This window comes from Myroides odoratimimus, from assembly GCF_030326305.1.
In the GTDB taxonomy this organism is placed as follows: Bacteria; Bacteroidota; Bacteroidia; order Flavobacteriales; family Flavobacteriaceae; genus Flavobacterium; species Flavobacterium odoratimimum_A.
The window spans coordinates 1-26,149 of sequence record NZ_JACAKB010000037.1; the positions used below are offsets into that span (position 1 = coordinate 1).

Below are 26,149 nucleotides of genomic sequence, written 5' to 3' on the forward strand. Positions count from 1 at the left end.
AGAGCAGGATTCGAACCTGCGAAGGTTTCCCAACGGATTTACAGTCCGTCCTCGTTGGCCGCTTGAGTATCTCCCCTAAGCTTTTGCTTATCTTGTTTGTTTAGAACGGTGCAAATATAGGGCTGTTTTCTTAATCTGCAAGACTTGCAAGGCTTTTTTTTCTTCTTTTTTTTACCGAATTTATCTAACTGATTGGTTATAAAAAAAGTAGTGTTGAAAATATTTTTTAAAATTTATTGATTGTTTGTCTAATGTCAACCAATTTCTTCATCAAATCTTCAAAGTAATCTAAGTGTAGCATGTTCGCTCCATCACTTTTTGCATTCGCTGGATCGAAGTGTGTTTCTAAGAATAGTCCATCTACACCTACAGCGATACCTGCTTTAGCAATAGTTCCGATTAGATCAGGACGTCCTCCTGTCACTCCAGACGATTGGTTTGGCTGTTGTAGCGAGTGCGTGATGTCTAATACTGTAGTAGCATACTGTTGCATAGTAGGGATTCCTCTATAATCTACAATCATATCTTGGTATCCAAACATCGTACCTCTATCTGTCACCATTACGCTTTCGTTATTACAGTCTAATACTTTCTGTACAGCGTGCTTCATACTCTCAGGACTCATAAACTGTCCTTTCTTCAGGTTTACCACCTTACCTGTATTCGCGGCAGCTACTACTAGATCTGTCTGTCTTACTAAGAAAGCTGGGATCTGTAAGATGTCTACGTACTCAGCAGCCATAGCAGCATCAGAGTTCTCATGAATATCTGTTACAGTAGGTACGCCAAACTCTTTTCCTACTTTTTGTAAGATTTTAAGCGCTTTTTCATCACCTATACCTGTGAAGCTATCTATACGTGATCTGTTTGCTTTCTTAAAAGAACCTTTAAATACATAAGGAATCTTTAGTTTGTCAGTTACTGTTACGATATGCTCTGCGATACGCATAGCCATTTCTTCTCCTTCGATAGCACAAGGCCCAGCTAATAAAAAGAAGTTATCAGCCTCAAGGTTTTTAATTAGGGGGATATTATTTAAATTCATAAAATTCGATTATTTATTATTTTTTCGTTTGTTGTTCTTCTTTTGCTTGTTATTTTTATTCTCTGCTACCACAGGCTTTGCTATGTTTTTAGACTGTATAAAGTACGAAATAATCGCGATAAATACAACTCCAAAAGACAGATTATTTGTCACACCATTTCTTAAGAAAATATCAAAAGTAGCATTCTTAGTTGCTTCTTCTAAAGACATACTAGTTTGTGTCGCTAGTGCCTCCTGTAAGGTAGCCATAAAGTTAGGACTAACTTGGTTAAACGTAATGTACTGTATAATCGGGAAGAAGAATGTAATCATAATACAGATTACTAGTCCTGATAAGAAAGCACGTTGCCAAGAAACAACACCGTTATAGAATTCGCGTTTCTTCTGTCTTATTCCCAACCAATAAAAGATAATCAACACAAGGTTAAAAAGTAGTTCAAAACCGACCTCATATCTAATCTTTTCTAAGTCGTGAAAACCAAGAGATTTGACAATAAACATCCAAACTAAAGCTGCTAACGTAGCATAAGAAGCCCATTTAAATTCTATAGAGAAATTTCTCATTATTCTATTTTATAATTAAAGAATCAAAAGTAAAGTTTTTATTTTATAGCTTAAAATTTATTTTATATTGATATTTTTTATTAGATTTAGATATGTTTGTATAATTCTTGGCAAGGATTGTGACGCATAAATTAAAAAAATACAATAAACCACCCGTAAATAAAACTATTATGAAAAAACTAATCCTTATTAGACATGCAAAATCATGCTGGAACGCTATAACAGATGATTTGTCACGCCCAATATCGACCAAAGGAGTTGCTGATGCTCACTTAGTATCGCATACTTTAATGGGGCATTTACCTGCTAAAGTTATTGTATGGAGTAGCCCTGCAAAAAGAGCTAGTGAGACGGCTAAAATATTCTGTCAGAATATGGATATTAACTTAGACTATATTGTTTATAATCCCGAAGTATATACTTTTGAACGGTCAGGATTAACCAAAGCGATAAAAAAATGTAAAAATGAGCATGATACCCTAATTCTTTTCGGGCATAATGAGGCAATAACAAAATTTGTTAATAAATTTGGTAGCGAAACCTATGAAAATGTACCCACATCAGGCGTTGTAATCATTAACTTTGATACCAATGACTGGGGAGAGATAGAAAAGGGGACAACTGAATTAACTATTTTCCCAAGAGACTTAAAGAAATAATGAATAATAATAACACAACAAAATACAAGTATATCGACCGCGAGAAAAGCTGGTTGTCATTTAATGAAAGAGTACTTCAAGAAGCTGGTGATGAAACAGTCCCTTTATTAGAAAGACTGAGATTCATCGGTATATTCTCAAATAATTTGGATGAGTTTTTCAGAGTTCGTTATGCCACTATACGTAGAATGACATTGACAGGGGAGAGTAATCGAAGACTGGGAAGTGGAGTTATTGTAAAAGATCTATTGGCTCAAATTACAGAGAGAGTTATTCAACTTCAAAAAGAAAGTGTACGTATATTACATGATGTAGAGCGCAAACTAGAAGATGAAGGAATCTTTATGGTCAATGAGAAAGAGATCAGTGAGAAACAACAAGCCTTTGTCAAAGACTTTTTCTTACATCAAGTATCTCCTGACTTAGTGACTATTATCCTAAGTGATTTGGCTGAGTTCCCTCTTCTAAGGGATACGCATGGGTACTTAGTTGTGAAGTTAGAAGTAGACGAAAAGCTGGTAGAGAAGCACTGTACTAATAAACAAAGACGTGATAATAGCTCGGTTCGCTATGCTATTATCGAGATTCCGAATATTATTAATCGATTCGTAGAAGTACCTTCTGAGGATCCAGGCAAGAAATATATCATGATGTTAGACGATATCATCAGATATAACCTAGATTCTATCTTTAATATCTTTGATCTAAAAGCAGAATCTGCTTTTATGATTAAAGTAACACGTGATGCGGAGCTAGATTTCGATACAGATTTACACAAATCTTTTGTAGAGAAGATTTCCAGTGGAGTACGCGATAGAAAGCAAGGGGCTATTGTGCGTTTCGTTTACGATCAGGAGATGGATGATGAGCTGTTAGATTTCTTATTAGAGAACGTAGAGATTGAGCTTAACGATAGTATTATTCCCTCTGGAAGATATCATAATAGACGTGATTATATGGGCTTCCCGACTACAGGGAGAGTGGATCTTACCTATCCAAAACAGATACCTGTAGCTGTGAAGGGATTAAGTCTTGAGGATAGTATTATTCAGCAGATACAGAGGCGTGATTATATGATCTACACTCCTTATCAGTCTTATTCATATTTAGTTAAGTTCTTGCGTGAAGCGGCTTTAGATCCACAAGTATTGTCTATTAAGATAACTCTGTATCGACTAGCTAAAAATTCACAGATTATTAGCTCTCTTATTAATGCTGTAAAGAATGGTAAGAAGGTAATCGCTCAAGTGGAATTGCAAGCGCGTTTCGACGAAGCGAGTAATATTTATTACTCTGAATTAATGCAGGCAGAAGGAGTTCAGTTAATATTCGGAGTGAAAGGACTGAAAGTACACAGCAAAATCTGTGTAGTAGAGCGTCTGGAAAATAAAAAGGTAAAACGTTACGGATTTGTCTCAACAGGTAACTTTAATGAGAGTACAGCTAAGGTATATACAGATGTGACTGTATTTACTAGCCATAATTCGCTAATGAAGGATGTGTCTAAGGTATTTGAGTTTCTTCAAGTGAACTATCGTGTACATCGTTACAAGCATTTATTAGTATCTCCACACTATACGCGTAAAGGGTTTTATAAGTTGATAGAAAGAGAGATTAAGAATGCTAAGAATGGATTGCCTGCTTATATTCGCTTAAAGATGAATAGCTTATCAGATCTGAAGATGATCGATAAACTATATGAAGCGAGTAATGCAGGAGTTAAGATACAGTTGATCATTAGAGGAATCTGTTCGCTTATACCTGGAGTACCTGGTATGAGTGAGAATATAGAAGCGATCAGTATCGTAGACCGTTTCTTAGAGCACTCTAGAGTTTATATTTTTGGGAATAATGACAACCCTGAGGTGTTTATCTCTTCAGCGGACTTTATGACTCGAAATTTAGATGAAAGGGTAGAGGTGACTTGTCCTATCTATGATGATTTAGTAAAACAAGAGTTGATCGATACATTCGATATCGGGTGGAAAGGAAACTATAAGACGAGATATCAGACAGCAGACTTGTCTAATAAGTATAGAGGATATACGGCTGAAAATATGTTTCATGCTCAGCAAGAAATGTATAAGTATTATCAAAATAAGTTAAAGTAAAAGAAGAAATTATATATGCTAAAAATAAAGAAGTATGCTGCTATAGATATAGGTTCTAACGCCATGAGACTGTTGATTATGAATATCATCGAGGAGGAGGGAAGAGAGACTATATTTAGTAAGAGTTCATTAATACGTGTCCCTATTCGATTAGGACAAGATGTTTTCACTACAGGAAAAGTATCTCCTGAGGCGGAAGACCGTATGGTGGATGCAATGAAGGCGTTCTTTTTATTAATGAAGGTAAATAAGGTAGATCGATTTATGGCATGTGCTACTAGTGCCATGCGAGAAGCTACTAATGCTACATCTATCGTAGATAGAGTGTATAAAGAATCTGGAATAAAGATCAGTATCATAGATGGTAAAAAAGAGGCGATGATCATTGCTTCATCAGATTTAAAGCACTTTATCAATAGTAGCAATAGTATTCTGTATATCGATGTGGGAGGTGGAAGTACAGAGTTTACGCTGTTCTCTAATGGGAAACAGTTGAACTCAAGATCGTTTAAAAACGGTACTGTACGTCTATTAAATAATATGGTAGAGCCTCAGGTATGGACAGATATAGAGCAGTGGATCAAGGAAGAGACTAAGGAGTTAAAAGACTTAATCGTCATCGGTAGTGGTGGGAATATTAATAAGATCTTTAAAATGTCTGGTAAGACGCAAGATAAGCCTCTTACTTACTTCTATCTACACAAACAATTACTACGACTAAGTAAGATGTCTTATGACGATAGAATCTCTTTATTAGGATTGAACCCAGATCGTGCTGACGTTATTATACCTGCTATAAACATCTATAATAACGCCATGAAATGGAGTGGTGCTAAATATATCTATGTTCCTAAAATAGGGGTGTCAGATGGTATCGTAAAAGCACTTTATTACAATAAAGTAAAACTTGATTATCAAGTCATAGATTATTAAAACTTCTCAATAGCTCCTAGACCAAATAGGGCGAAGTCATATTTGACAGGATCTATAGGATCGAAACGACGCAAAGCCGCATCTAGTTCAGCTAGTGCCTTTGCGTCATTTTGTTTTCGCGTTAGGATACCTAGCTTTCTAGCCATATTACCAGAGTGTACGTCTAATGGACAAGATAAATCAGCTGTACTGATTTGTTTCCATATCCCTAGATCTACTCCCTTATGATCATCTCTGACCATCCAGCGCAGGTACATATTGATTCGTTTCGCAGCAGATCCTTTGAGCGGGTCAGAGATATGCTTCTGTGTTCGCGACTGATGTTCTATCTCGAAGAATAGTTTTTTGAAGTTAGAAATTCTCTCTTGCATATTCATTTCTTGGTTTGCAAAGACATTTTCTAGTCCATTGTGGTTGGTATAAATATGTTTAAGCCCTTTTATAAAAGTTGCAAAATCTACACCATTGAAAGTTCTGTGCACAAAGCTGTCTAAACTATCTAAGTGGTCATCATGGTGCTCCATCACGAAGTCATAAGGAGAATTTCCCATGAGCTCCATCATGTGATGTGCATTCTTAATAATCATTTTTCTATTTCCCCATGCGATAGTAGCACTTAAGAACCCTGATATTTCTATATCTTCTTTTAGTGTATATAGATGAGGGATTTGTATAGGATCGTCCTGAATAAAAGTAGGGTTGTTATAAAGAATTACCTTTTCATCAAGGAACTCCTTAAGTTCTGCTTTAGTCATGAAAGTTTTGTTTTTGTTTAATTTGACCATCTACCATGGTTAATTTGCGATCAGCCATATTCGCTAGTTCTTCATTATGTGTAACAATGACAAATGTCTGCCCTAATTCATCTCTTAGTTTAAAGAATAACTTATGTAAGTTCTCTGCTGAGTGTGTGTCCAGGTTACCTGATGGCTCATCTGCAAAGATGACAAGGGGTTTATTGATTAGCGCTCTAGCTACAGCTACACGTTGCTGTTCTCCGCCTGATAATTCAGAAGGGAAGTGATGGATACGGTGAGATAGTCCTAAATATTCTAATAAACGAATAGCTTCCTTCTCTGTTTCCTGTTTGTTTTTATTAGCAATAAAAGCTGGGATACACACATTCTCTAAAGCCGTAAACTCAGGTAGTAACTGATGAAACTGAAAGATAAAGCCAAGGTGTAAGTTTCTAAATTTAGATATTTCTTTGTCTTTAAGACCTAGAATATCTTGACCATTTATAGAAAGAGTGGTTTGACTTTCTATAGAAGGCTTGTCTAATGTTCCTAGTATCTGAAGTAAGGTTGTCTTACCAGCTCCAGATGCTCCTACAATAGAAACAATCTCTCCTTTTTTTATATGTAGATCTACTCCTTTTAAAACCTCAAGTTTATCGTAGTATTTATGAATATTAGTTGCTCTGATCATTTACTTAATTTTAGAAATACAAAGTAACGCTTTTTACCTATTTTAAAAACCTAAAAATGATTAAAAGACGAGTAATATATTTTTAAAATAAAAAAGTATCTTTATACTGCTGATTTAAATAAGTCTAATATGGCTTATGACTAACTAGATAAAGCAATTAACGAATAGAAAATAGAAAGTAAGACAATGGAAAATAATAAATTAGAAACGGCAATATTCGGAGCAGGATGTTTTTGGTGTATTGAAGCTATCTATAAAAACTTAAAAGGAGTAGAAGAAGTGCTTCCAGGATATATCGGAGGAAAAAAAGAAAACCCTACTTATGAAGAGGTATGTACAGGAGAAACTGGCCATGCAGAGGTAGTGAAGCTAATGTATAATCCCGCAGCGATTAATTATAACGAATTATTAGAGGTGTTCTTTACGAGTCATAATCCAACTACTTTAAATAGACAAGGAGAAGACGTAGGGACACAGTATAGAAGTGAGATATTCTACACGACAGAAGCTCAGAAAGCTGCCGCTAAAGAGTATTTAGATATCTTGAGTAGTGAAAAAGTATACGATGATCCTATCGTAACTAAAATATCAGAAGCGACGAAATTCTATGTGGCAGAGGATTATCACAAGAATTATTTTGAAAAGAGTGGAGATAAGAACCCTTATTGTCAGTTAGTGGTAAAGCCTAAATTAGACAAGTTTAAAGCAAAGTACAATGCGAAGCTTAAGTAAGTAACGATGATTACGAATAATAGAATTAAATATAGACAGCTGTTTATTGGAATATTTATGGACCTTATAGGGTACTTATCCTATGCTATACCTGGGGTGGGAGAGATAGCTGATCTGGTATGGGCACCAGTGTCAGCCTACATTCTAGCAAAGATGTATCCTGGTAAAGTAGGTAAGGTAGCAGCTGTGGTTAACTTCATCGAAGAGCTGTCTCCAGGTCTAGATTTTATACCCACATATACTATAACTTGGTTTTATACATATTTTGGTAAAAAACAAGAATAGTTAATTCTTTGCAGGTAATTTGTGTAAATCATTATTATTTATTAAATTTATGTAAAATAAAAAGATCAGGAGAGTTTTAGAATTTAACAATTAATTAAAAGTATTTCTTATGAGAAAAGTTTTTACACTATTATTCGCAGCGTTAGTTTTTATGTCTTGTACCAATGCAAAAAAAAGTAGAGAATTGGGGGATCAACAAGCTGGTGAGAAGATTATAGGATGGTATTATTACAACGTTAAACAAGGGTTATACGATTCTATCCCTAACTTAGTAGATGATGACTTCTTCAATAGCGACCAAAAAGCAAAACTTGTAGAAGACTTAAAAGCTAAAAAAGAGAAATTTGGAAAGTTAGATAGCTTTACAATGGATAAATGGGAGATGACTGATAGAGATAAAAAAGCGAAGACTAAAGATTTCTATTTTGAATACAAAGTAAAATATGAAAATGAACCAGAAGCAATTACAGAGAAAATTTACCTAAGTCAAGAAGGTAATGATCTTAAGATTTCAAAGTTCGAATTCAGTAAATAATACAAAAAGAAAGCTCCTCATATTGAGGAGCTTTTTTATGTGTACTATTCTGAATCTGAGTCTAGAAAGCCTGTAATAATGCTTTGCATTTCTTCTAAGCTTACAACTTTTAGATCAGGGTGTGTTTTAAGCCAAGAAGAATTAAGTGCTCTTAAATCTTCTGTAATTTCTTTAAACGAGTTGTCTTCAAGTAGAGAAGTCGTTTCTTTTTCTTTGCCTAAATCTAGTTCGAAGAATTTCTTTAGTTTGATATTACTAAATGCTTTTACTCTGCGCATTTGTTTTTCGAAATAGTCTAAGTGTTCTTTTGCTTCCATAGCAGTAAGCCCAGCATGAATAATCTCTACTAGGTCTAGATCCCATTTACTCTTCCAAATAAAAGCAGCTAGCCCTTCTGTCTCTAATAGGTTTAGATAATAATCTACACAGTAGCTAGCGAAAGCATCTGGATGTAATTCATCATCACCTACTTCTGAGTTACGTAAGTAATTTACTACAGAGATATTAGAGTTAATAATGTCTAACGGATTTTCACTGCTAAATGTGTTCTCTGATATTAAGATATAGTTGAATTCTCTCATATTATAAGGTATTAGGTATAAAAAAAGCGATTCCAAATCAGTGTGGAATCGCCTTGATATGTCTTTAATTAAGATTTTTGTTCTTTGTTAAAGTAAACTAGGTAGTAATACATTTGTTTCTCCTCGTCCCATCCTTTTTCTACGAATTTATCAGCGCTATCAGGGTTGATAAAATCAAGTTTAATTTGAATGTTAGTATCAAGGTTGATTACATTTTTCAGTTTCTTTCTAGCATCTGTCACTGCATTATTTGCAATAGGGAAAGATGTAGTGTCTTCGATACTGTATTTTTCTCCTTTGTCCACTTTGTAGTTTTTAAACTCCGCAGCTAAATCAGGATTGTCTATTACTTCGTTTAAGAAATTTGTTTCTTCGAATTCGTCATTTTTAGCAAAGTAGTTTACAGAACGGTTCATAAACATCACCTCTTCTTTTTTATCCTCAGCAGGAAGAACTACGTCTTTAGCGAAATCTTGACAGAACTTAAGGTATTTCTTAGTCATAAACGCTTCGTCTTGGAAGATATCTACATTTAAGAAATGCTCTAACCAATAACGTGCATCATATTTATTACTATCTATCGTTAAGATTTTATATCCTTCTTCTTTTTTATAGTTGAAGATAATACATCCTTTATCTAATTTGTTTAAGTTGATTCCTTGTAGAAGAAGCATTTCTAGATTAGAATCTTTTTCTTGTAATTGTAAGAAATCAGTTTTAAGTTCACTCTTAAAGATACCGATAGCATCTACAACATTATTATCAATAGATAAGTTTGTTAAGTAAGTAACATAAACCTCACCATTTTTAATGTGTGGGTGATTAGATTGCTCGTATAAGTGACGTGTGATTTTTTTAGAAACTTCTTGTACATTATCTGCTGAAGGAGCATTGAAAATCTCATTTGCAAAGTTGTACATTTCGTTGAATTCTAAATCAACATCATGAGCAAATTGGTAATAGCTTTCTTCTTTTTCGCGGAACGGTTTAAAGAAATACTCTTTTAATAAAGGAGCTATTTCATCGTTTAAATTATAAGGTTCTGCAGATAAGAAGATAGCTTCATTTCTACTTTTATTCCCAACTCTATGAATAGATAGAGTTTCAATGTGCGTATTAAATAAGTTGATCATAATGGCAATAATATATTAAGTAGTAGTATACCACTTAAAGTATAAATTAAAAAATGAAATTAATAGTTATTAGTTCCAAGTGTCTTCGTATCCGAAGTCTTCAAAACTATCATCTCCGTCGAACATATCGAAGTCTTCGTCATCGAAGTCATCGTCAAATTCTCCATAAATATCTTCATTCGATACAGGGTTGGCTGTGAATGATTTGCCCGGCATACTATCTGGTAAGATACCATGAGAGAAAAGTAATTCTGGGTAAGCTGTCCCTGGCTCTTCTTCTTCGATAGCTCCTAATTCAACGAAGAAAGTCCACATATTTAAAAAGTCATATACATATATGATTTTTGTGTTTTCTTCATCTAAGATAGAACCGATAGTAGTAGAGCTCATTGTTTTGTGCTCTCCAGGAGTATCTCCTATATCGAACAACGAAATTTCCTCTTCTAGTTGAGTCCATTGATCATCACACGCATAAAAAGAAGCTGCCTCCATTCCGTCAAAACCAAAAGCATTAACGATAGCATTGTGTAAATCTTCTAATGAGTCATCTTCTAAAATAGCAATGTCTCTAAATATATCTTCCTCAGTATCAAGGATTACTCTGAACTTATAAACCATAACTTTTTTGTGGATTAGAAACGCAAATTTAAACTTATTATTCATTATTGAGGAATAAAACCCTGTCTTTTTACCTACATTTTAACGAAATAGCTACACCTGGTTGAGAGCCAGTTTTTTAGTGTAAAAGCAAGCGTTTTACAGTTCATCCCTTAAACTTGACAATTCGGTAGTCTTCTTTTTTTTAGTTGTTGGTTCTGTTACATCTTTGCTTCAACAAAAAACACCAGAGATATGAAAATTATTATTACCATTACTTTATTTTTGATAACATTCTTCTTATCTATGTTTGGAATAAACAGAACAGGAGATTCAAAAAGTGTTTTTCAAGAAAAACAACAGTTAATAAATGTAAAGACTAATCTTGTTTTAAAAGATGAAGCAAAAAAATAATATTGTAAAGATCGGGGCTGTATTACTGATAACATTTTTAATGTTTAGAAGGGTACTTAATCTCCATTACTTAGATATCTATTTATTTATATTCTACTTCAGTATACTTGTTTCGGTGGTATTGGGAGTTAATTACTATTTGAAGAAGATATATTTCGGTAAACTGAATATGTATCTAAGAAAAAACGAACGAAATATCGGATGGGCTACAGCGATTACTACGGCTATTAACTTTGTAGTAATACTCTGTGTCGCTATTCTTCTAAAGATGATTAATAGTTTCTTTGTAGAGGGAGGGCATATCGCTACTGTGTTTATGAATGGGGGCTTTAGGTCTGTTTTAAACTTCACTGTGTTTTATACTATTTTATTAGCGATCTATTTTCATATTACCTTTTCTTCTTTAGTAAAAGATCAACAGTTAGAAGAACAGAAAGTAATAACAGGTAATGTGTCTGCCCAGTTCGAAAGTCTTAAGAACCAGTTAGATCCTCACTTTTTGTTTAATAGTTTAAATGTATTAGGGGCATTAATAGAAGAGGATCAAGAAAAAGCAGTAGAGTTTAACCATTCTCTTTCTAAAACTTACCGCTATATCTTAGATCAGAAGAATAAAGAATTAGTTCCTTTAGAAGAAGAGTTAGCCTTTGCGAAGACTTATATTGAGCTGTTACAGATGCGATTTGAAGATAGTTTGATCTTTGAATTGCCAGAAAAGGTAAAACAAGAAGGTGCTAAAGTAGTTCCATTGTCTTTACAGTTGCTATTAGAAAATGTGATTAAGCACAATAAGTCATCTTCACAGAGACCAATACATATCCTAATTAAAGAAAGTCCTGACGGATATCTAATAATCCAAAATACATTGAATAAAAAACAGGCTTTCGAAAGTAGAAAAGGAATCGGGTTAGAGAATATAGCCAGTCGATATGCGCTATTAACTTCTAAACCAGTATTTATAGAAGAGTCAGAAGAATATTTTACAGTAAGAATACCAATACTAACTAAAATTATAGAACAGATGAGAATCATAGATGTACCTGAGAACGAACAAGAAATCTTAGTAGAAGCTAAGAAAAATGTAGAAAAAATAAAGAAGTTTTATGCTCATTTAACTACATTCATCATGGTTAATGTTTTTTTAATCGTGATCAATATGATTACCAATCCAACTTTTCCATGGGCATTGATTCCTTTATTTGGATGGGGAATAGGCTTAGCTGCTGATGCGATGAGAACATTTAATTACAGTCTGTTCTTAGGTAAAGATTGGGAGGATAAGAAAATCAGAGAGTATATGGATAAGCATAATAATGGAGGTACACAAAAATGGAACTAACAGGATATGAAAGAGTCAACCATATCACCAGAAGCTTTAAGGAGCTATCAAAGACTTCAAAGAAAGCGTTATAATAGTTTAGTTTGTATTGGGATAGAGATTATTGTTTATATGGCAATTATAGCCTTTATATTCTTTGCTAATTATTATCATTTTAAACGAGTACGAGTAGGTAATGATAATCCAATGAATGCATATTTACTGTTTTCTATATTAATTCTATGTGCATTGGTAAGAGTTATTATTCTATACATAGATAAGATACCTGTGTTGTCAAAGTTGCAAGAGAGAATGGAGAAGAGAGAATTCGAAAGATTAAAAAAAACATATCAATACCAAGTAAGATTAAATCATCATGATTAGTATAGTTATTATTGAAGATGAAAAGCCTGCAGCTCGCTCGCTAGAGAGGAAGTTAGATAAGTTAGGTTATAGTTCTATGATAAACCTTTCTAGTGTCGAAGAGGCAGTATTATGGTTTGGTTCTAATAAAGAACCAGACCTTATTTTTTTAGATATTCAGTTGTCTGATGGACTGTCATTTGAGATATTCGAACAAGTAAAGATTAATAGTTCTATTATTTTTACAACAGCCTATGATGAGTATGCTTTAAGAGCATTTAAGTTGAATAGTATAGATTATTTACTTAAACCTATTGAAGAGAAAGAATTAAAACAAGCCATCGAAAAGTTTGAGAATAATCGAGCTGTTTTTTTTGGATTTAACCAACAATTAGATCTCTTTAAGCAGTTTATGAACTCGAGTAGTACAGGTACAGTGGAGTATAAAGAGCGCTTTGTGGTAAAGGTGGGAACACAGATAAAGATTGTGATGCGCTCTGAGGTTGTTTGTTTTTATAGTGAGAATAAAGCTTCTTATGTACAGACTACAGAAGGGCGTAATTATATTATCGATTACAGTCTTGAGGAATTAGAAAAGATGGTAGACCCAACAGATTTCTTTAGAATGAATAGAAAGTTTATTGTGTCTATTCACAGTATTAAAGATATTTATTCCTATTCTAACTCTAGGTTAAAGCTAAACTTGATTAATCTAGAATCAGAAGAGCTAATCGTGAGTAGAGAGAAGGTAAATGACTTCAAAAAATGGATTGAAAAATAAGACTAAGGTTTAAAAAAATAAATAAAACTAATAGTAATCAAATTATAAATGCATATGTATTGTAAAAATTGTTAATTTAGTTTTTAATTAAAAAAATAATTATGAAAAAGTTAAGTGTTTTATTCGCATTAGTTTTACTGATGGTTTCTTGTCAGAAGAAGAATGTTATAGAGATAATGACAGAGAATCTACCAGATAACACTAAAGTAGAGGTTTATATTAGAAGCTTAGATTTCAATGAACCCGAAGTTGTAGCTACGGGAGATATAGTTGGAGGTAAGGCTGTATTAGACAATCCATTTACAGAAGGAGAATGGACTTATTTATCTATAAAAGAGTCGGAAGATGTGAATCATATTGTTCTTTTTGTAGGAGAGCCAGGTACAATTACAATTAGATTTGATAAGAAAAATCCAGATAAAAGTACAGTAGAAGGGACACCTAATAATAAGAAAGTACAGCAGTTTATGGAAGATACTCGTCCCATATCAGAAAAGATGAATGCTTTTGTTGAAAAAAATATGGCGAGAATGCAAGAGTTGTCAGAATCAGCAACTACTGAATCAGATCAAGAAGAACTTAAAAAGTTAAGAGAAGAATATAAAGGCTTTGCAAATGAATTTGATACAACAATCAAGAAGTATGAAGCAGCCAATAGAGATAACGTATTTGGATTAATCATGTTTGTAGAATTGATGAATATGCAAGAAAAATCATTAACGGAGTATAAGGCAGATTTTGACCAATATCCAGAAGCATTGAGAACATCTAAATTCGGTAAGAGAGTGGAAGCACGTATCAAAGATTTAGTAGAAAATGAAGGAAAAGAGGTTGTACAGTTCAATATAGGAGATAAGCTGCCAGAGTTTAAAGGGCTTACCCCTGAGGATAAAGAGTTAACACTATCTTCATTCTTAGAAGGCAAAAAACTAGTGCTTGTAGATGTGTGGGCTTCATGGTGTGGTCCTTGTCGTCAAGAGAATCCAAATGTTGTCAAAACGTACGAAGAGTATCATAAACTTGGTTTTGACATTATAGGATATTCTTTAGATAAGGATAAAGTAGCTTGGGTTAAGGCTATTGAAACAGATAAACTAATTTGGGCACAAGTTTCTAATCTACAGTTCTGGAAAGACCCGATTGTTGAAGATTATGGTATACAAGGGATTCCTGCGAATTACCTAATTGATGGTAATGGTGTTATTGTAGCAATGGATTTGAGAGGAAATGAATTAGGAGAAAAAGTAAAAGAGCTGTTAGTAAAATAATTTATACAGTAAGTATATCTTAGAACTGCTATGACTTTAGGTTATAGCAGTTTTTTTTGAAACTAAAATTAGCTCGTTTAAGGCACTTATTTGTAAGGTAAAAAGGGCAAATAGACTCGTTGTAATTCAAGTTTTTAGCAGAATAATACAAGTTTTTAGCCAAATTTGTTAATATATTGATATGAAAGGTTAATTGTGATTAAAAGTATTCAAATGAAGAGGGTTTAGTCCTATATAATATCTATTTTTAACCGATGTAAAAACAAAAAATATCTCAATGAAGAAGTTAAGTGTATTGCTTTTTGGCGCATTGGTATTTGTATCATGCCAAGATAAAAATGTAATTGAAATTACGACGAAGAATATTCAAGATAATGCAAAAGTAGAAATACTGTCTAAAGAGATTGGTCAAGATACGCCGTTTGCGGTAGCAGAAGGAGTTATTGTTGATGGTAAGGTGAGCCTTAAGAATCCATTTACAGAAATAGACGAAGGTTTTCTTTCTATCCAAGAGGAAGGACAGGTAGGGCATAGCGTTTTCTTTATGGGAGAACCTGGTAAAATTACCATTGAATATGACCAACATCACCCTGATCGCCCTATCATTGGTGGAACTGAGAATAATATAAAGTTACAACAGTTCTTAAATGAGATAAAACCTTATACTGATAAACTGACACAGTTTCTAACTGAGAATGGAGCGGTACTTAATAATGTATCTGGTGATAACGATCCAGCAGTCATAGAAAAACTGAAACAACAATATAATGTATTGTCAGAAGAGACTTCTAGATTAGTAGATAAATTTGAGATAGAGAACAATAGAACCGCTCTAGGGCTATTAATGATTTCTCAAAAGATAGGTTCGAAAGAAAAGTCATTAGACGAATTAAAAGAAGAGTTTAGTAAATACCCTGCACAGTTAAAAAAGACAAAATTAGGTAAGAAGGTACAGTCGCTATTAACAGGAGCAGAAGGAGACTTAGCTATTGGAGGTAAGTTACCTGACTTTAAGGGACTGACACCAGAAGGCGAAGAATTAACTTTAACTACTTTCTTAGAAGGGAAGAAGTTAGTCTTAGTAGATCTATGGGCTTCGTGGTGTGGACCATGCCGTCAAGAGAACCCTAATTTAGTAAAAGCTTATGAAGTATATCACGATAAAGGTTTTGATATTATAGGGTATTCGCTAGATAAAGAAGAAGTAGCTTGGAAAAAAGCTATTCAAGTAGATAAGTTAACTTGGACTCAGGTTTCTAATTTGATGTATTGGGATGATCCTATTGTACCAATTTATGGAATAGAGGGAATTCCTGCAAGTTATTTAATAGATGGGAATGGTACTATTCTAGCAATGAATCTAAGAGGAGAAGAACTTAGTAAGAAGATAGAAGAAATCTTAGCTAAGTAATTAGAAAATATAAAGCTATCATGAGTATGTTCATGGTAGCTTTTTTTATTACAATTATAGAACTGTATAAGGTATTTATAGGGTAAGCATAATAGTATTTAGTTAATCATTTTAAAAAGTATGTAAAAATAAAGGGGTTCGTTTAAAATAATGTCTATTTTTAAGGATTAAAATAAAAAACATATTTAAATGAAAAAATTAGGAGTTTTTCTTATCGCCGCATTAGTATTTGCATCGTGTGAGAAAAAAAGTGTTATTGAAGTGACTGCTAGTAACTTCCCTGATAATACTGAAGTAGAAATATTAGCTGTAGAGGTAGGTAAAGATGTGCCTACAGAGGTAGCTAAAGGAACTATCGTAGGTGGGAAGGTATCTATCGAACATAAGTTTACAGAGTTAGATGAAGCTTTTTTAAGTATTAAAAGTGAAGGAGAGCAAGGGTTTAATGCCTTTTTCTTAGGTGAACCAGGAACGATTACAATTAAGATTGATAAAGAAACACCAGAGAAGACTGTTGTTGGTGGAACTGAGAACAATGAGAAGCTTCAGAAGTTTCAAAATGAAATTAATCCTTATGCAGAGAAGATCATGAAGTTCTCTGACGAGAATGGAATGCAAATGATGATGATGGCTCAAAGCGGTCAAACAGATTCTGAAGAGTTTAAAAAATTACAAGCTCAGTACGAAGAATTGTTAGTAGCTCCTAAAACTATTTTAGACAAATACGCTAAAGAGAATGAGGGGAATGCTTTCGGAATGTTTTTACTAAATCAAATGATTCCTGCAGGAGAAAAAACACCAGCAGAATTTAAAGCAGAGTACGACAAATATTCTAAAGGATTAAAAGAATCTAAGATAGGTAAGAGAGTTGCTGAGCGTTTAAGCCAAATATTAGATGAGGGTGAAGGAGTAAAAGGATTATCAGTAGGAGAAAAATTACCAGAGTTTAAAGCACTTACTCCAGAAGGAAAAGAATTAACTCTATCCTCTTTCTTACAAGGAAAGAAGTTAGTGTTGGTAGATGTTTGGGCAGCATGGTGTGGACCTTGCCGTCAAGAAAATCCTAATGTAGTAAAAGCGTATGAAGCTTACCATGCAAAAGGGTTTGATATTATCGGATACTCTATCGATAAAGAAGACGCTGCATGGAAGAAAGCGATTGCAACAGATAAATTAACTTGGACTCAAGTATCTAACTTAAAGTTCTGGGAAGATCCTATCGTTGCAGATTATGGTATCGAAGGGATCCCTGCTAACTACCTTGTAGATGGTAACGGAACTATTCTTGCTATGAACTTAAGAGGTGAGGAGCTAAGTAAAACAGTAGAAGAATTATTAGCTAAATAATCTTCGTTTACAATAAAGCAAAAAGGGCTATTATGACAATGTCATAATAGCCCTTTTTGCTATCTATAATTTGGCTTTTTAAAGAATTATGAATGTTTGCCTACGGCAGTAGGTGCGTAGATTACATACAAAAAAAGACCGTTATATCGCTATAACAGTCTTTTTTATCAGGATCTAAAACACTTTTTAGAAATTTGGTTTCAAATTGTACTTTTTGTAGAAAGCATCAATTACTTCTACAACTTCGTCAGCTGAATCGACGATCTTGATTAAGTTCATATCTTCAGGAGAGATATTGTGGTATTTATCTAAAAGAACATCTTTTACCCAATCAATTAATCCACCCCAGAAAGCGCTACCTACTAATACGATAGGGAATTTAGCAATCTTTTTCGTTTGGATCAATGTGATCGCTTCGAATAATTCATCTAGCGTACCGAATCCTCCAGGCATAACTACAAACCCTTGAGAATATTTAACGAACATTACCTTACGTACGAAGAAATAATCGAACTGTAAGTTCTTATCGCTATCAATATATGGGTTGAAGTGTTGTTCGAAAGGTAGCTCTATGTTTAGACCTACAGATACTCCCTTACCTAAGTGAGCTCCTTTATTACCAGCTTCCATGATACCAGGACCACCACCAGTAATAATACCGTAACCTGCTTTACTTACTTTAAAAGCAATTTCTTCTGCTAATTTATAGTAAGGATCATCTGTTTTAGTTCTAGCAGAACCAAAGATAGATACACATGGCCCGATACGACCTATTTTCTCATACCCATTAACGAATTCAGACATGATTTTAAAGATTCCCCATGAATCATTAGTCTTAATCTCATTCCAAGATCTTTGTTTGAACTTGTCTTGGATTTTAGCCTCTTCGCTTTCAAATGCTTCTTTCATATTCTTAATTTTTTAATTCCATTTTTAAAAACTTAGCTGTATAGCTTTTGTCATTTTTACATATTTCTTCAGGTGTCCCTTTAGCAACTATCTGACCACCTTGACTACCTCCTTCATATCCCACATCGATGATATAATCTGCTGTTTTGATAACATCTAGATTGTGTTCGATAATTAAGATAGAGTTCCCTTTATCCACTAATCTATTGATTACCTCCATCAGCACTCGTATATCTTCGAAGTGCAGACCTGTTGTAGGTTCGTCTAAGATATAAAACGTATTACCTGTATCTTTCTTAGATAACTCACTCGCTAGTTTGATACGTTGAGCCTCTCCTCCAGATAGAGTAGTGCTCTGCTGGCCTAGGGTGATGTATCCAAGTCCTACTTCGTTTATCGTTTTAATCTTTCTATATATCTTCGGAATATTCTCAAAGAATCCTACAGCTTCTGCTACAGTCATATCTAGTATATCTGATATAGACTTTCCTTTATAGCGAATCTCTAGTGTTTCTCTATTGAATCGTTTTCCTTGACATGTTTCACATTCTACATAGACATCAGGTAAGAACCCCATCTCTATGGTACGCACTCCAGATCCTTCACAGGTATCACATCGTCCTCCTTTTACATTAAAGCTAAAACGCCCTGGTTTATACCCTCGTATAGCCGCTTCTGGTACTTGTGCAAATAAGTTTCTTATATCAGAGAATACATCTGTATAAGTAGCAGGGTTAGATCTAGGTGTACGTCCTATCGGACTTTGATCGATAGAAATCACCTTGTCAATATGTTCTAAACCTACTATTTTTTTATAAGGTTGTGGTTTTGCTACTGCATGGAAGAAGTGTGTGTTTAAGATCGGGTATAATGTACCGTTGATTAACGTAGATTTACCAGACCCTGACACTCCTGTCACACAAGTAAGTGTACCTAGAGGAATCTCTATGGTCACATCCTTTAAATTATTTCCTGTTGCGCCTTCTAACTTCAATGTTTTACCATTTCCTTTTCTGCGTTTTTTAGGAACTTCTATTTTAAGCTTACCATTTAGGTAATTAGCTGTTAATGTATCCTCTTTTAATAATTGAGCAGGTGTACCTTCACTTATTATCTTTCCTCCATTCTTACCTGCTTTAGGACCGATATCGATAACGTAATCTGCGCGTTCGATCATATCCTTATCATGCTCTACTACTAAGACTGAGTTACCGATGTCTCTTAGTGACTCTAGCGATTTGATCAACCTTTCATTGTCTCGTTGATGTAATCCGATACTGGGCTCATCTAAGATATATAATACACCTACTAACTGAGAACCTATCTGAGTCGCTAATCTGATTCGCTGCGCTTCTCCACCTGATAAAGTTCGAGAGCTTCTATTCAAAGATAAGTAAGTTAATCCAACATCTTGCAAGAAAGATAGACGAGTAGTGATTTCTTTTAATACTTCAGACCCAATACTCTTTTGTTTCTCTGATAATTTGCTTGGTAATTCTTTAAACCAATGGATTAGTGTCTCCACATCCATCTGTATAAGCTCACCGATATTCTTATCGCTTATTTTAAAATAGAGTGCTTCTTTTTTAAGACGAGTACCATTACATTCAGGACAGTCGATTTCATCCATAAACTCCTTTGCCCATCTTTTGATAGTTGCACTATCACTTTCTTCAAATTGGTTTTTGATGAAATTGACAATACCCTCGAAGTCTATTTTATAGTTCTTAGTAATACCCGCTACTTTAGATACTACAGAGAAACTCTCTTGTCCACCATTAAGAATAATATCCATAGCTTCTGCTGGAATCTTTTCTATAGGATCATTTAGAGAGAAATTGTATTTCTCAGCGATAATCTCTAATTGTTTGAACATCCAAGATTTCTTCTCTATTCCTAGAGGAATAAGACCTCCACCTTTGATAGAAATCTTAGGGTCTGGGATGATCTTAAGATGATTTATCTCGTTGATCGTACCTAATCCATTACAGCATGGACACGCTCCCTTAGGAGAGTTAAAAGAGAAATTATTAGGTTCTGGTTTAGAATAAGAGATACCTGTGGTAGGACACATTAGGTGACGGCTAAAGAAACGAGCTGTCTCTCCTTCATGCTCTAATACCATGATGATATCATCTCCATAGTGCATGGCTACTTTGATACTCTCTGTAAGGCGTTGCTTAGTCTGTTCTGTATCATCTATAGCTATTCTATCGATTACTGTCTCGATATCATGCGTCTTATATCTATCCACACGCATACCTGAAGTGATGTCTTTAATCTCTCCATCTATGCGCACTTTTAAGAATCCTTGTTTAGCTATCTGTTCAAATAACTCTCTATAATGTCCTTTTCTAGCGCGTACTACCGGGGATAGTATATTGATGCGTTTACCTTGATATTCACTGATAATCAGATCTAGAATCTGCTCGTCAGAGTAACTCACCATTTTTTCACCCGTATTATAACTATACGCTTCACCGGCTCTAGCGTATAGCAAACGCATAAAGTCATATATCTCAGTGATCGTACCTACAGTAGATCTCGGGCTTTTATTGGTTGTCTTCTGCTCGATAGCAATCACAGGAGACAGACCGTCTATCTTATCCACATCAGGTCTTTCTAGTCCTCCTAAGAATTGTCTAGCATAAGCAGAGAAAGTCTCTATATATCGGCGTTGGCCTTCTGCATAAATAGTATCAAAGGCTAGAGATGATTTTCCCGAACCGGATAAACCTGTGATAACCACCAGTTTTTCACGAGGGATAGACACATCTATATTTTTAAGATTATGAACTCTAGCTCCTAGTACTTCTATTGTTTCTTCTGTTTTAGACATATTTTTTGGCAAAGGAACAAATATACAATTTTATCTCACCAATGAGAAGGACATCTGTCATTCTGCGATAGAGATTAGCAATTTTTTATTTCGTTGGTTTGTGATTTTGTTTTCTCACACCTCCACAAAAAAAGCACCTTCACACCTCCACAAAAAAAAACATCTTCACAAAAAAAGACAAAAAAAATAAGTACTTTTAGAGCTAAATTATAACACACAACAATGAAAGCGGCAATATTATATAAATCGGGTAGCACACCCAAATGTGGAGAGATAGACTCCATACTCACTGCGGAAGAGGGGCATAGGATCATTAAGGTCAAAGCTTCTGCGGTAAAGAATCTAGATAAATCTAGAGTAAGTGGAAAACACTATGCAAGTTATAAAGAGTTTCCCACTGTAGTGGGGACAGATGGAGTAGGAGAATTAGAAGACGGGACTAGAGTATATGGTTTTGGTATCACAGGGATGTTAGCTGAGCAAGCCATAATAGGAGATAATTATACCCCTATTCCTCATACCTTAGATAATGTGACAGCTGCAGCATTACCTAATGCCGTACTAGGATCAGCTATGCCACTGCTGATTAGAGCGAAGTTAGAAGCAGGACAGACAGTCTTATTCAATGGAGCTACGGGAGTCACAGGTCAAGTAGCGGTACAGATAGCAAAACACTACGGCGCTAAGCATATCATAGTCACAGGGAGAAATGAAAAACTCCTAGAAGAATTAAAATCTTATGGAGCTAGTCATACAATCAATTTAAAAGATACAGACGAAAATATAAAGCAACAATTAAGTGTGATTCACAAAGAGACTCCTATAGATATTGTAATTGATTATTTATGGGGCAAACCTATTTCACTTATCATGGAGGTATTAAAGGGAGAGTCTATGACCCACCTTGCCCATACTACTAAGATCGTTACAGCAGGTGATATGGCAGGTAAAGAAATTGCGTTATCATCAGCCATACTTAGGAGTTCTGCTATTGAGATTTTAGGTTCTGGTTTTGGAAGTCTTTCTCCAGAAGAACTTATTGTATTTAATAAAGTTATACTACCAGAGATGTTTTTATTAGCATCGAATAATAAACTGCACATCCAGACAGAAGCGCATGCGATAGAAGATATCGAACAAGTATGGAATAAGCAAGTCCCTTCGGGTACTAGACTGGTGATTACTATTTGATATATAAGACCTGGAAATATAAAGAGCTACTTATCCGAAGTAGTTCTTTTTTTATGTTTTCGTTCGCTAGAATGATTAACTATAACTGTACAGTTATAGTAGGACGAGACAGGTTTCGTTCGATTTGAGTCCGTAGTGAGTCCGTTAATTAGCACAAAATAACGGAGAGAGTAGGGACTTACTTCTCAAGTATATAAGTATTGTCTAAAAGAATAGCAATACGAACTAAGAACTAGACAAGAAATAACTTTTATTAATATTTATTTAAGAAAAATAAATCCCTTGAATAATAAATGTGTAGTATTTTCGTTTATAATTTGTATATTAGTCATGCAATTTAGTTTAATATTAATTTTTTAATACAGTATGAGAGTAACTGTAGATTGATTTAGCTGTTGGTGTTCGAATAATCCAACAGCCTATTGTTTAACATTTAAAATAAATAATTATGGCAAAGAATGATTTGTTTAGAAAAGATTGGTTGGATATCGTCTTTGAGCACCGCAATAAGGCGTATGGAGCGTATAATTTGCGCAAAAACAGTTCGCGTACCACGGTTTTATCCTTAGTAGCAGGAATGTTTCTCTTTAGTGCCGTATTTATTGTTCCTACAGTGATCTCTAATTTATTTGCAAGTAATGATCCAGGTTCGGTTATAGTGATTATTGATGAAGTTATTAAACCTACAGCAGTAGAAGAAGAAATCTTTACACCTAAGGAGGAGCCAATCGTAGAACCCCCTGCCAACAAGGTAGAAACAGTATTAAGCAAGACTAAAGAAGTAGAGTTTCGCGAGTTCGAGGCAGCAGATGCGAATGAAGTTACTACTGTAGCCCCTACAGTAGATGAGTTTATAGATGCTAATCCGGGCGCACACAATCTAGATGCTAATCCAGATGGGGTAATTGCTATTGATGAAGCTAGAACAGATAATCCGAATGAAGTGGTGGATTCTAGTGACGCTACAACAGGAGAAGCGCTAGAAGATACGACAGTGTATATAGGAGTATCTACTAAAGCAGAACCTTATGAGACAATGGCTAAATTTAGCAGCCGATTTGTGGGTTCATTTAGAACACCAGATTTGGATGCTAGTGTGAAGGAGGTAAAAGTTATCATGTCTTTTATAGTAGAGAAAGATGGTAGTCTAACAGATATCAAAGTGATGAGAGATCCAGGATATGGAGTAGGACAAGAGGCTATTAGGGTCTTAAAGAGAATGCCAAAATGGAAACCTGCCCTGAATAAAGGAAAGGCAGTTCGTTCTCAGTTCACGCTACCTGTTACGATTAGAGTTCAGTAAATTGTTTAGACTTTTCTATATTAAGCAGTATTCAGAGATGGATACTGCTTTTTTTATCTTCTTTAGATATTTGTAAATCATGTTCTACATAGTATCTTTACAATTCGATAGGTTGGTAATGGACTTGTAATATCAAAGACTAGAGTATTAGAGTTGCCTTATAAATCCCTTTCATTATGACATACACAGAGGTAAAAAATAAGATAGATGAATTGATTCTAAAAGCGGAATTAAAAGGGAAGTTGTCAAGTGAGCAACTGAATAGGTTACACAATAAATTTAGGTTAGAGTGGAATTACAACTCTAACAGTATGGAGGGGAATACCTTAACTATTGCTGAGACGCGTAGTGTAATGATAGGAAATATAGATGTACGACATAAACCTATTAAAGATATTTTAGAGGTTAAGGGGCATGATGAAGTCATTAGCAGTATCTTAAAGCTAGGCAAGGCAGAAATAAGATTATCTGAGAAGAGAATAAAGGAAATTCATCAGGCAATTATGTATGAAGAAGATCCTAATAAGCGTGAACAGATTGGAAAGTGGAAGACTGATGCTAATGAGATAATAAATCATAAAGGAGAAAAATACTTATTTGTTTTACCTGAAGATGTGCCCCAGCGAATACATGAATTATTAAACCAAACCAATGCTTCAATAGATCGAATCCAGCGAAAAGCTAAAGATGCTCCACATCCAATAGACGTAGCACTAAACTTCCATATAGAATATTTAAATATACATCCCTTTTATGATGGTAATGGTAGAACTGCTCGAGTTTTAAGTAATTTAATTCTTGTTGCATTAGGCTATCCTCCTTTATGGATTAATGATCAAGAAAGAGGTGTTTACTATCGTTATGTGGCAGATATTCAGTGTTATGGAGGACGTAGAGAAGAGTTGTTCTCTTTCTTAGGAGAGCTGATACTTCGATCTCAAGGAATGGTCTATGATGTACTAGAAGGGAAGTCTATAGAAGAGGTGGAGGATATCGATAAAGAAATAGAACTTCTAAAGCGTGAACTAAAAGCAAAAGAAAATTTAGCCAAGAAATTCCCTAATAAAGAGAAGCTTATTGAGCAAAACTACATTGAGAGTATTGAACCTTTATTTAGAACTATTGGAAACGAAATTAAGAAGTTTGATGATTTATTTGGAGCGATCTTCACTACTTATTTTTATGAATTTGATTCTGATAGTGCGTTTGATAATGTACATCTAAGTTTAGATTTAAGAGAAGTCTATCGCAAGATAGAATGGCAGAGGGATATCAGTAGTGTAATTTTTATCATCCTTTTTCAAGAGTTAAGATTAGTAGATGATTTGCCTTCTTTTGAGGTAGAGATAATATGTGATTATCATCAGTCAGGATATAGTATTAAGCTCAATGATATAAGTCTATTAGAAAGAAACTATACGCATATACTACAGGAAGAGGAGATCTTAGACTTATGTAAAGAAATAAACACTCATATATTAAAGGAAATTAGTATTCTTAAACAGTAATTTTATAATAGCAGTATTCAGAGATGGATGCTGCTTTTTTTTATCTTATTTGAATATTAGAATTTTGATTGGTTATAATGAATTATATTTAAAATTCCTAAAAGTCAAAAACCGCTTGCCTGAATTATCTCAGTAGCTAACGGAAATAGGATTGGTGCAAATTTGATATATACTGTTAGACTGGCAACACAGGAAATATTTTTTTTTTTTTTAAAACTTTATAAAAAGAGAAGAATATGAAAGGAAATTTAACTTATCTGAGAGTAAAGAAAAGTCATTTAAAAACTACAGCTTATGTTCTTAATACATCAGATGATGAAATTGAATTAATGAGTAAATTGATGAAAAAGACTTTATATGGTATTGTTTTATTGGGATTATTATCATACATTATTTTATCGCAATATTTTGATATTTATAGTTTTGTTTATTTGTTCATAGTGGCTGGGGTACTAATTTTTGGAACTGTTTTTTACCTCTTCGAAGTTAGAAAAGCATTAGGATTAAGAAAGTTAAGAAATGATATATCTATAGGTCAATCATTACAAGCAAGTTGGGTTACAATAGAGATGCTCTATTCTTCATTGAATAATTTTTATGATCAACTGATTATTGATGATATATTATCAGGAAAGAAAAAGAAAGATACTGTAGTTATTGAAAATATAGAGCTAAGCTTAAGAAGTAATGCAGAAAAAAATTTAGTAAATAAGCGAAAATGGTTAACTATAATAGGAGCGATTACTATACTTTTTTTAGGAACTGTATGGAAATTATATATAGATGTTGTAGGAAAAGAAGTTCCTTTTAATACAATTTTCTAAGTACACGACAAAAAACTAAAGCAATTGATATTTAAAGGGTTGTGTCCATTTTTAGAGAGTAATAATCTTG

The 26,149-nt window shown here is 34.1% G+C and carries 26 protein-coding genes; 17 read left to right on the top strand and 9 right to left on the bottom strand.

Features of this window, described 5'->3' with window-relative positions; translation table 11 throughout:
• Positions 1 to 226: 226 nt before the first annotated feature.
• Positions 227 to 1,045: a 3-deoxy-8-phosphooctulonate synthase gene (gene kdsA / locus HX049_RS16530; protein WP_006263721.1), complete on the bottom strand. Its 819-nt coding sequence runs from the start codon at positions 1,043 to 1,045 to the stop codon at positions 227 to 229.
• Positions 1,046 to 1,054: 9 nt separating this feature from the next.
• On the bottom strand, positions 1,055 to 1,609 hold the full coding sequence (locus HX049_RS16535; protein WP_286417280.1) for a DUF4199 domain-containing protein: 555 nt from the start codon (positions 1,607 to 1,609) through the stop codon (positions 1,055 to 1,057).
• A 170-nt stretch (positions 1,610 to 1,779) separates the two neighbouring features.
• Between HX049_RS16535 and HX049_RS16540 the strand changes: the two genes are divergently transcribed.
• From HX049_RS16540 to HX049_RS16550, 3 genes are read left to right on the top strand one after another with little or no spacing between them, the layout of a single operon-like run.
• The gene (locus tag HX049_RS16540) at positions 1,780 to 2,268 is read left to right on the top strand and encodes a SixA phosphatase family protein (RefSeq protein ID WP_286417283.1); all 489 of its coding nucleotides are present in this window, start codon (positions 1,780 to 1,782) and stop codon (positions 2,266 to 2,268) included.
• Positions 2,268 to 4,379, top strand: a complete 2,112-nt coding sequence (gene ppk1, locus HX049_RS16545; protein WP_286417286.1) for a polyphosphate kinase 1 — start codon at positions 2,268 to 2,270, stop codon at positions 4,377 to 4,379. The genes HX049_RS16540 and ppk1 overlap by 1 nt, the downstream gene beginning before the upstream one ends.
• A gap of 15 nt (positions 4,380 to 4,394) precedes the next feature.
• Positions 4,395 to 5,312 carry a Ppx/GppA phosphatase family protein gene (locus tag HX049_RS16550; protein WP_006263717.1) on the top strand — a complete coding sequence of 306 codons (918 nt, stop codon included), beginning with the start codon at positions 4,395 to 4,397 and terminating at the stop codon, positions 5,310 to 5,312.
• On the opposite strand, the gene HX049_RS16555 is transcribed toward HX049_RS16550, so the two are convergent.
• Together HX049_RS16555 and HX049_RS16560 are read right to left on the bottom strand one after the other, a co-directional pair.
• Positions 5,309 to 6,067, bottom strand: coding sequence for a TIGR02757 family protein (locus HX049_RS16555; RefSeq protein ID WP_286417288.1), 759 nt, complete (start codon positions 6,065 to 6,067; stop codon positions 5,309 to 5,311). The genes HX049_RS16550 and HX049_RS16555 overlap by 4 nt on opposite strands.
• The gene (locus tag HX049_RS16560) at positions 6,060 to 6,740 is read right to left on the bottom strand and encodes an ABC transporter ATP-binding protein (protein WP_286417291.1); all 681 of its coding nucleotides are present in this window, start codon (positions 6,738 to 6,740) and stop codon (positions 6,060 to 6,062) included. The genes HX049_RS16555 and HX049_RS16560 overlap by 8 nt, the downstream gene beginning before the upstream one ends.
• A 186-nt stretch (positions 6,741 to 6,926) precedes the next feature.
• Between HX049_RS16560 and msrA the strand changes: the two genes are divergently transcribed.
• The 3 genes from msrA (at position 6,927) to HX049_RS16575 (ending at position 8,292) form a co-directional block, all read left to right on the top strand.
• A complete protein-coding gene (gene msrA, locus HX049_RS16565) occupies positions 6,927 to 7,472 on the top strand; it encodes a peptide-methionine (S)-S-oxide reductase MsrA (RefSeq protein WP_286417294.1) in 546 nt (181 codons plus the stop codon).
• Between the two features lie 6 nt (positions 7,473 to 7,478).
• Positions 7,479 to 7,757, top strand: coding sequence for a hypothetical protein (locus HX049_RS16570; protein ID WP_286417297.1), 279 nt, complete (start codon positions 7,479 to 7,481; stop codon positions 7,755 to 7,757).
• 109 nt (positions 7,758 to 7,866) lie between these two features.
• The gene (locus tag HX049_RS16575) at positions 7,867 to 8,292 is read left to right on the top strand and encodes a hypothetical protein (protein ID WP_286417300.1); all 426 of its coding nucleotides are present in this window, start codon (positions 7,867 to 7,869) and stop codon (positions 8,290 to 8,292) included.
• Positions 8,293 to 8,336: 44 nt separating this feature from the next.
• Here the strand turns inward: HX049_RS16575 and HX049_RS16580 are convergent, their stop codons facing one another.
• The 3 genes from HX049_RS16580 to HX049_RS16590 all read right to left on the bottom strand — a co-directional run bounded on the left by HX049_RS16580 (position 8,337) and on the right by HX049_RS16590 (position 10,624).
• On the bottom strand, positions 8,337 to 8,873 hold the full coding sequence (locus HX049_RS16580; protein WP_286417303.1) for a DMP19 family protein: 537 nt from the start codon (positions 8,871 to 8,873) through the stop codon (positions 8,337 to 8,339).
• Between the two features lie 68 nt (positions 8,874 to 8,941).
• Positions 8,942 to 10,006, bottom strand: a complete 1,065-nt coding sequence (locus HX049_RS16585) for a nucleoid-associated protein (RefSeq protein ID WP_041892072.1) — start codon at positions 10,004 to 10,006, stop codon at positions 8,942 to 8,944.
• 69 nt (positions 10,007 to 10,075) lie between these two features.
• Complete coding sequence (locus HX049_RS16590) at positions 10,076 to 10,624, bottom strand: IS1096 element passenger TnpR family protein (protein WP_286417307.1); 549 nt, start codon at positions 10,622 to 10,624, stop codon at positions 10,076 to 10,078.
• Between the two features lie 234 nt (positions 10,625 to 10,858).
• Between HX049_RS16590 and HX049_RS16595 the strand changes: the two genes are divergently transcribed.
• The 7 genes from HX049_RS16595 (at position 10,859) to HX049_RS16625 (ending at position 17,505) form a co-directional block, all read left to right on the top strand.
• Positions 10,859 to 11,017: a hypothetical protein gene (locus tag HX049_RS16595; RefSeq protein ID WP_205273837.1), complete on the top strand. Its 159-nt coding sequence runs from the start codon at positions 10,859 to 10,861 to the stop codon at positions 11,015 to 11,017.
• Complete coding sequence (locus HX049_RS16600; RefSeq protein ID WP_286417314.1) at positions 11,001 to 12,356, top strand: 2TM domain-containing protein; 1,356 nt, start codon at positions 11,001 to 11,003, stop codon at positions 12,354 to 12,356. Before HX049_RS16595 ends, HX049_RS16600 begins: the two co-directional genes overlap by 17 nt.
• A gap of 6 nt (positions 12,357 to 12,362) precedes the next feature.
• Entirely contained in the window at positions 12,363 to 12,719 is a 357-nt protein-coding gene (locus HX049_RS16605; protein ID WP_286417317.1) for a hypothetical protein, read from the top strand.
• A complete protein-coding gene (locus tag HX049_RS16610; RefSeq protein ID WP_041892065.1) occupies positions 12,712 to 13,479 on the top strand; it encodes a LytR/AlgR family response regulator transcription factor in 768 nt (255 codons plus the stop codon). The genes HX049_RS16605 and HX049_RS16610 overlap by 8 nt, the downstream gene beginning before the upstream one ends.
• A 101-nt stretch (positions 13,480 to 13,580) precedes the next feature.
• Positions 13,581 to 14,747, top strand: coding sequence for a redoxin family protein (locus HX049_RS16615; protein ID WP_286417320.1), 1,167 nt, complete (start codon positions 13,581 to 13,583; stop codon positions 14,745 to 14,747).
• 277 nt (positions 14,748 to 15,024) lie between these two features.
• Complete coding sequence (locus HX049_RS16620; protein ID WP_286417321.1) at positions 15,025 to 16,158, top strand: TlpA family protein disulfide reductase; 1,134 nt, start codon at positions 15,025 to 15,027, stop codon at positions 16,156 to 16,158.
• Between the two features lie 189 nt (positions 16,159 to 16,347).
• Positions 16,348 to 17,505 carry a TlpA disulfide reductase family protein gene (locus tag HX049_RS16625; protein ID WP_286417322.1) on the top strand — a complete coding sequence of 386 codons (1,158 nt, stop codon included), beginning with the start codon at positions 16,348 to 16,350 and terminating at the stop codon, positions 17,503 to 17,505.
• Between the two features lie 186 nt (positions 17,506 to 17,691).
• Here HX049_RS16625 and HX049_RS16630 read toward each other — a convergent pair whose 3' ends face one another.
• Positions 17,692 to 18,414 carry a TIGR00730 family Rossman fold protein gene (locus tag HX049_RS16630; RefSeq protein ID WP_006260044.1) on the bottom strand — a complete coding sequence of 241 codons (723 nt, stop codon included), beginning with the start codon at positions 18,412 to 18,414 and terminating at the stop codon, positions 17,692 to 17,694.
• A 4-nt stretch (positions 18,415 to 18,418) separates the two neighbouring features.
• Positions 18,419 to 21,253, bottom strand: a complete 2,835-nt coding sequence (uvrA, locus tag HX049_RS16635; protein WP_286417323.1) for an excinuclease ABC subunit UvrA — start codon at positions 21,251 to 21,253, stop codon at positions 18,419 to 18,421.
• A gap of 222 nt (positions 21,254 to 21,475) precedes the next feature.
• Here uvrA and HX049_RS16640 point away from each other — a divergent pair, with 222 nt between their 5' ends.
• The 4 genes from HX049_RS16640 (at position 21,476) to HX049_RS16655 (ending at position 26,079) form a co-directional block, all read left to right on the top strand.
• Positions 21,476 to 22,444, top strand: a complete 969-nt coding sequence (locus HX049_RS16640; RefSeq protein WP_286417324.1) for a quinone oxidoreductase family protein — start codon at positions 21,476 to 21,478, stop codon at positions 22,442 to 22,444.
• 448 nt (positions 22,445 to 22,892) lie between these two features.
• Entirely contained in the window at positions 22,893 to 23,747 is an 855-nt protein-coding gene (locus tag HX049_RS16645) for an energy transducer TonB (protein ID WP_286417326.1), read from the top strand.
• A 176-nt stretch (positions 23,748 to 23,923) separates the two neighbouring features.
• On the top strand, positions 23,924 to 25,255 hold the full coding sequence (locus HX049_RS16650) for a Fic family protein (RefSeq protein WP_286417328.1): 1,332 nt from the start codon (positions 23,924 to 23,926) through the stop codon (positions 25,253 to 25,255).
• A 236-nt stretch (positions 25,256 to 25,491) separates the two neighbouring features.
• On the top strand, positions 25,492 to 26,079 hold the full coding sequence (locus HX049_RS16655; protein WP_286417329.1) for a hypothetical protein: 588 nt from the start codon (positions 25,492 to 25,494) through the stop codon (positions 26,077 to 26,079).
• The last annotated feature ends 70 nt before the right edge of the window (positions 26,080 to 26,149 follow it).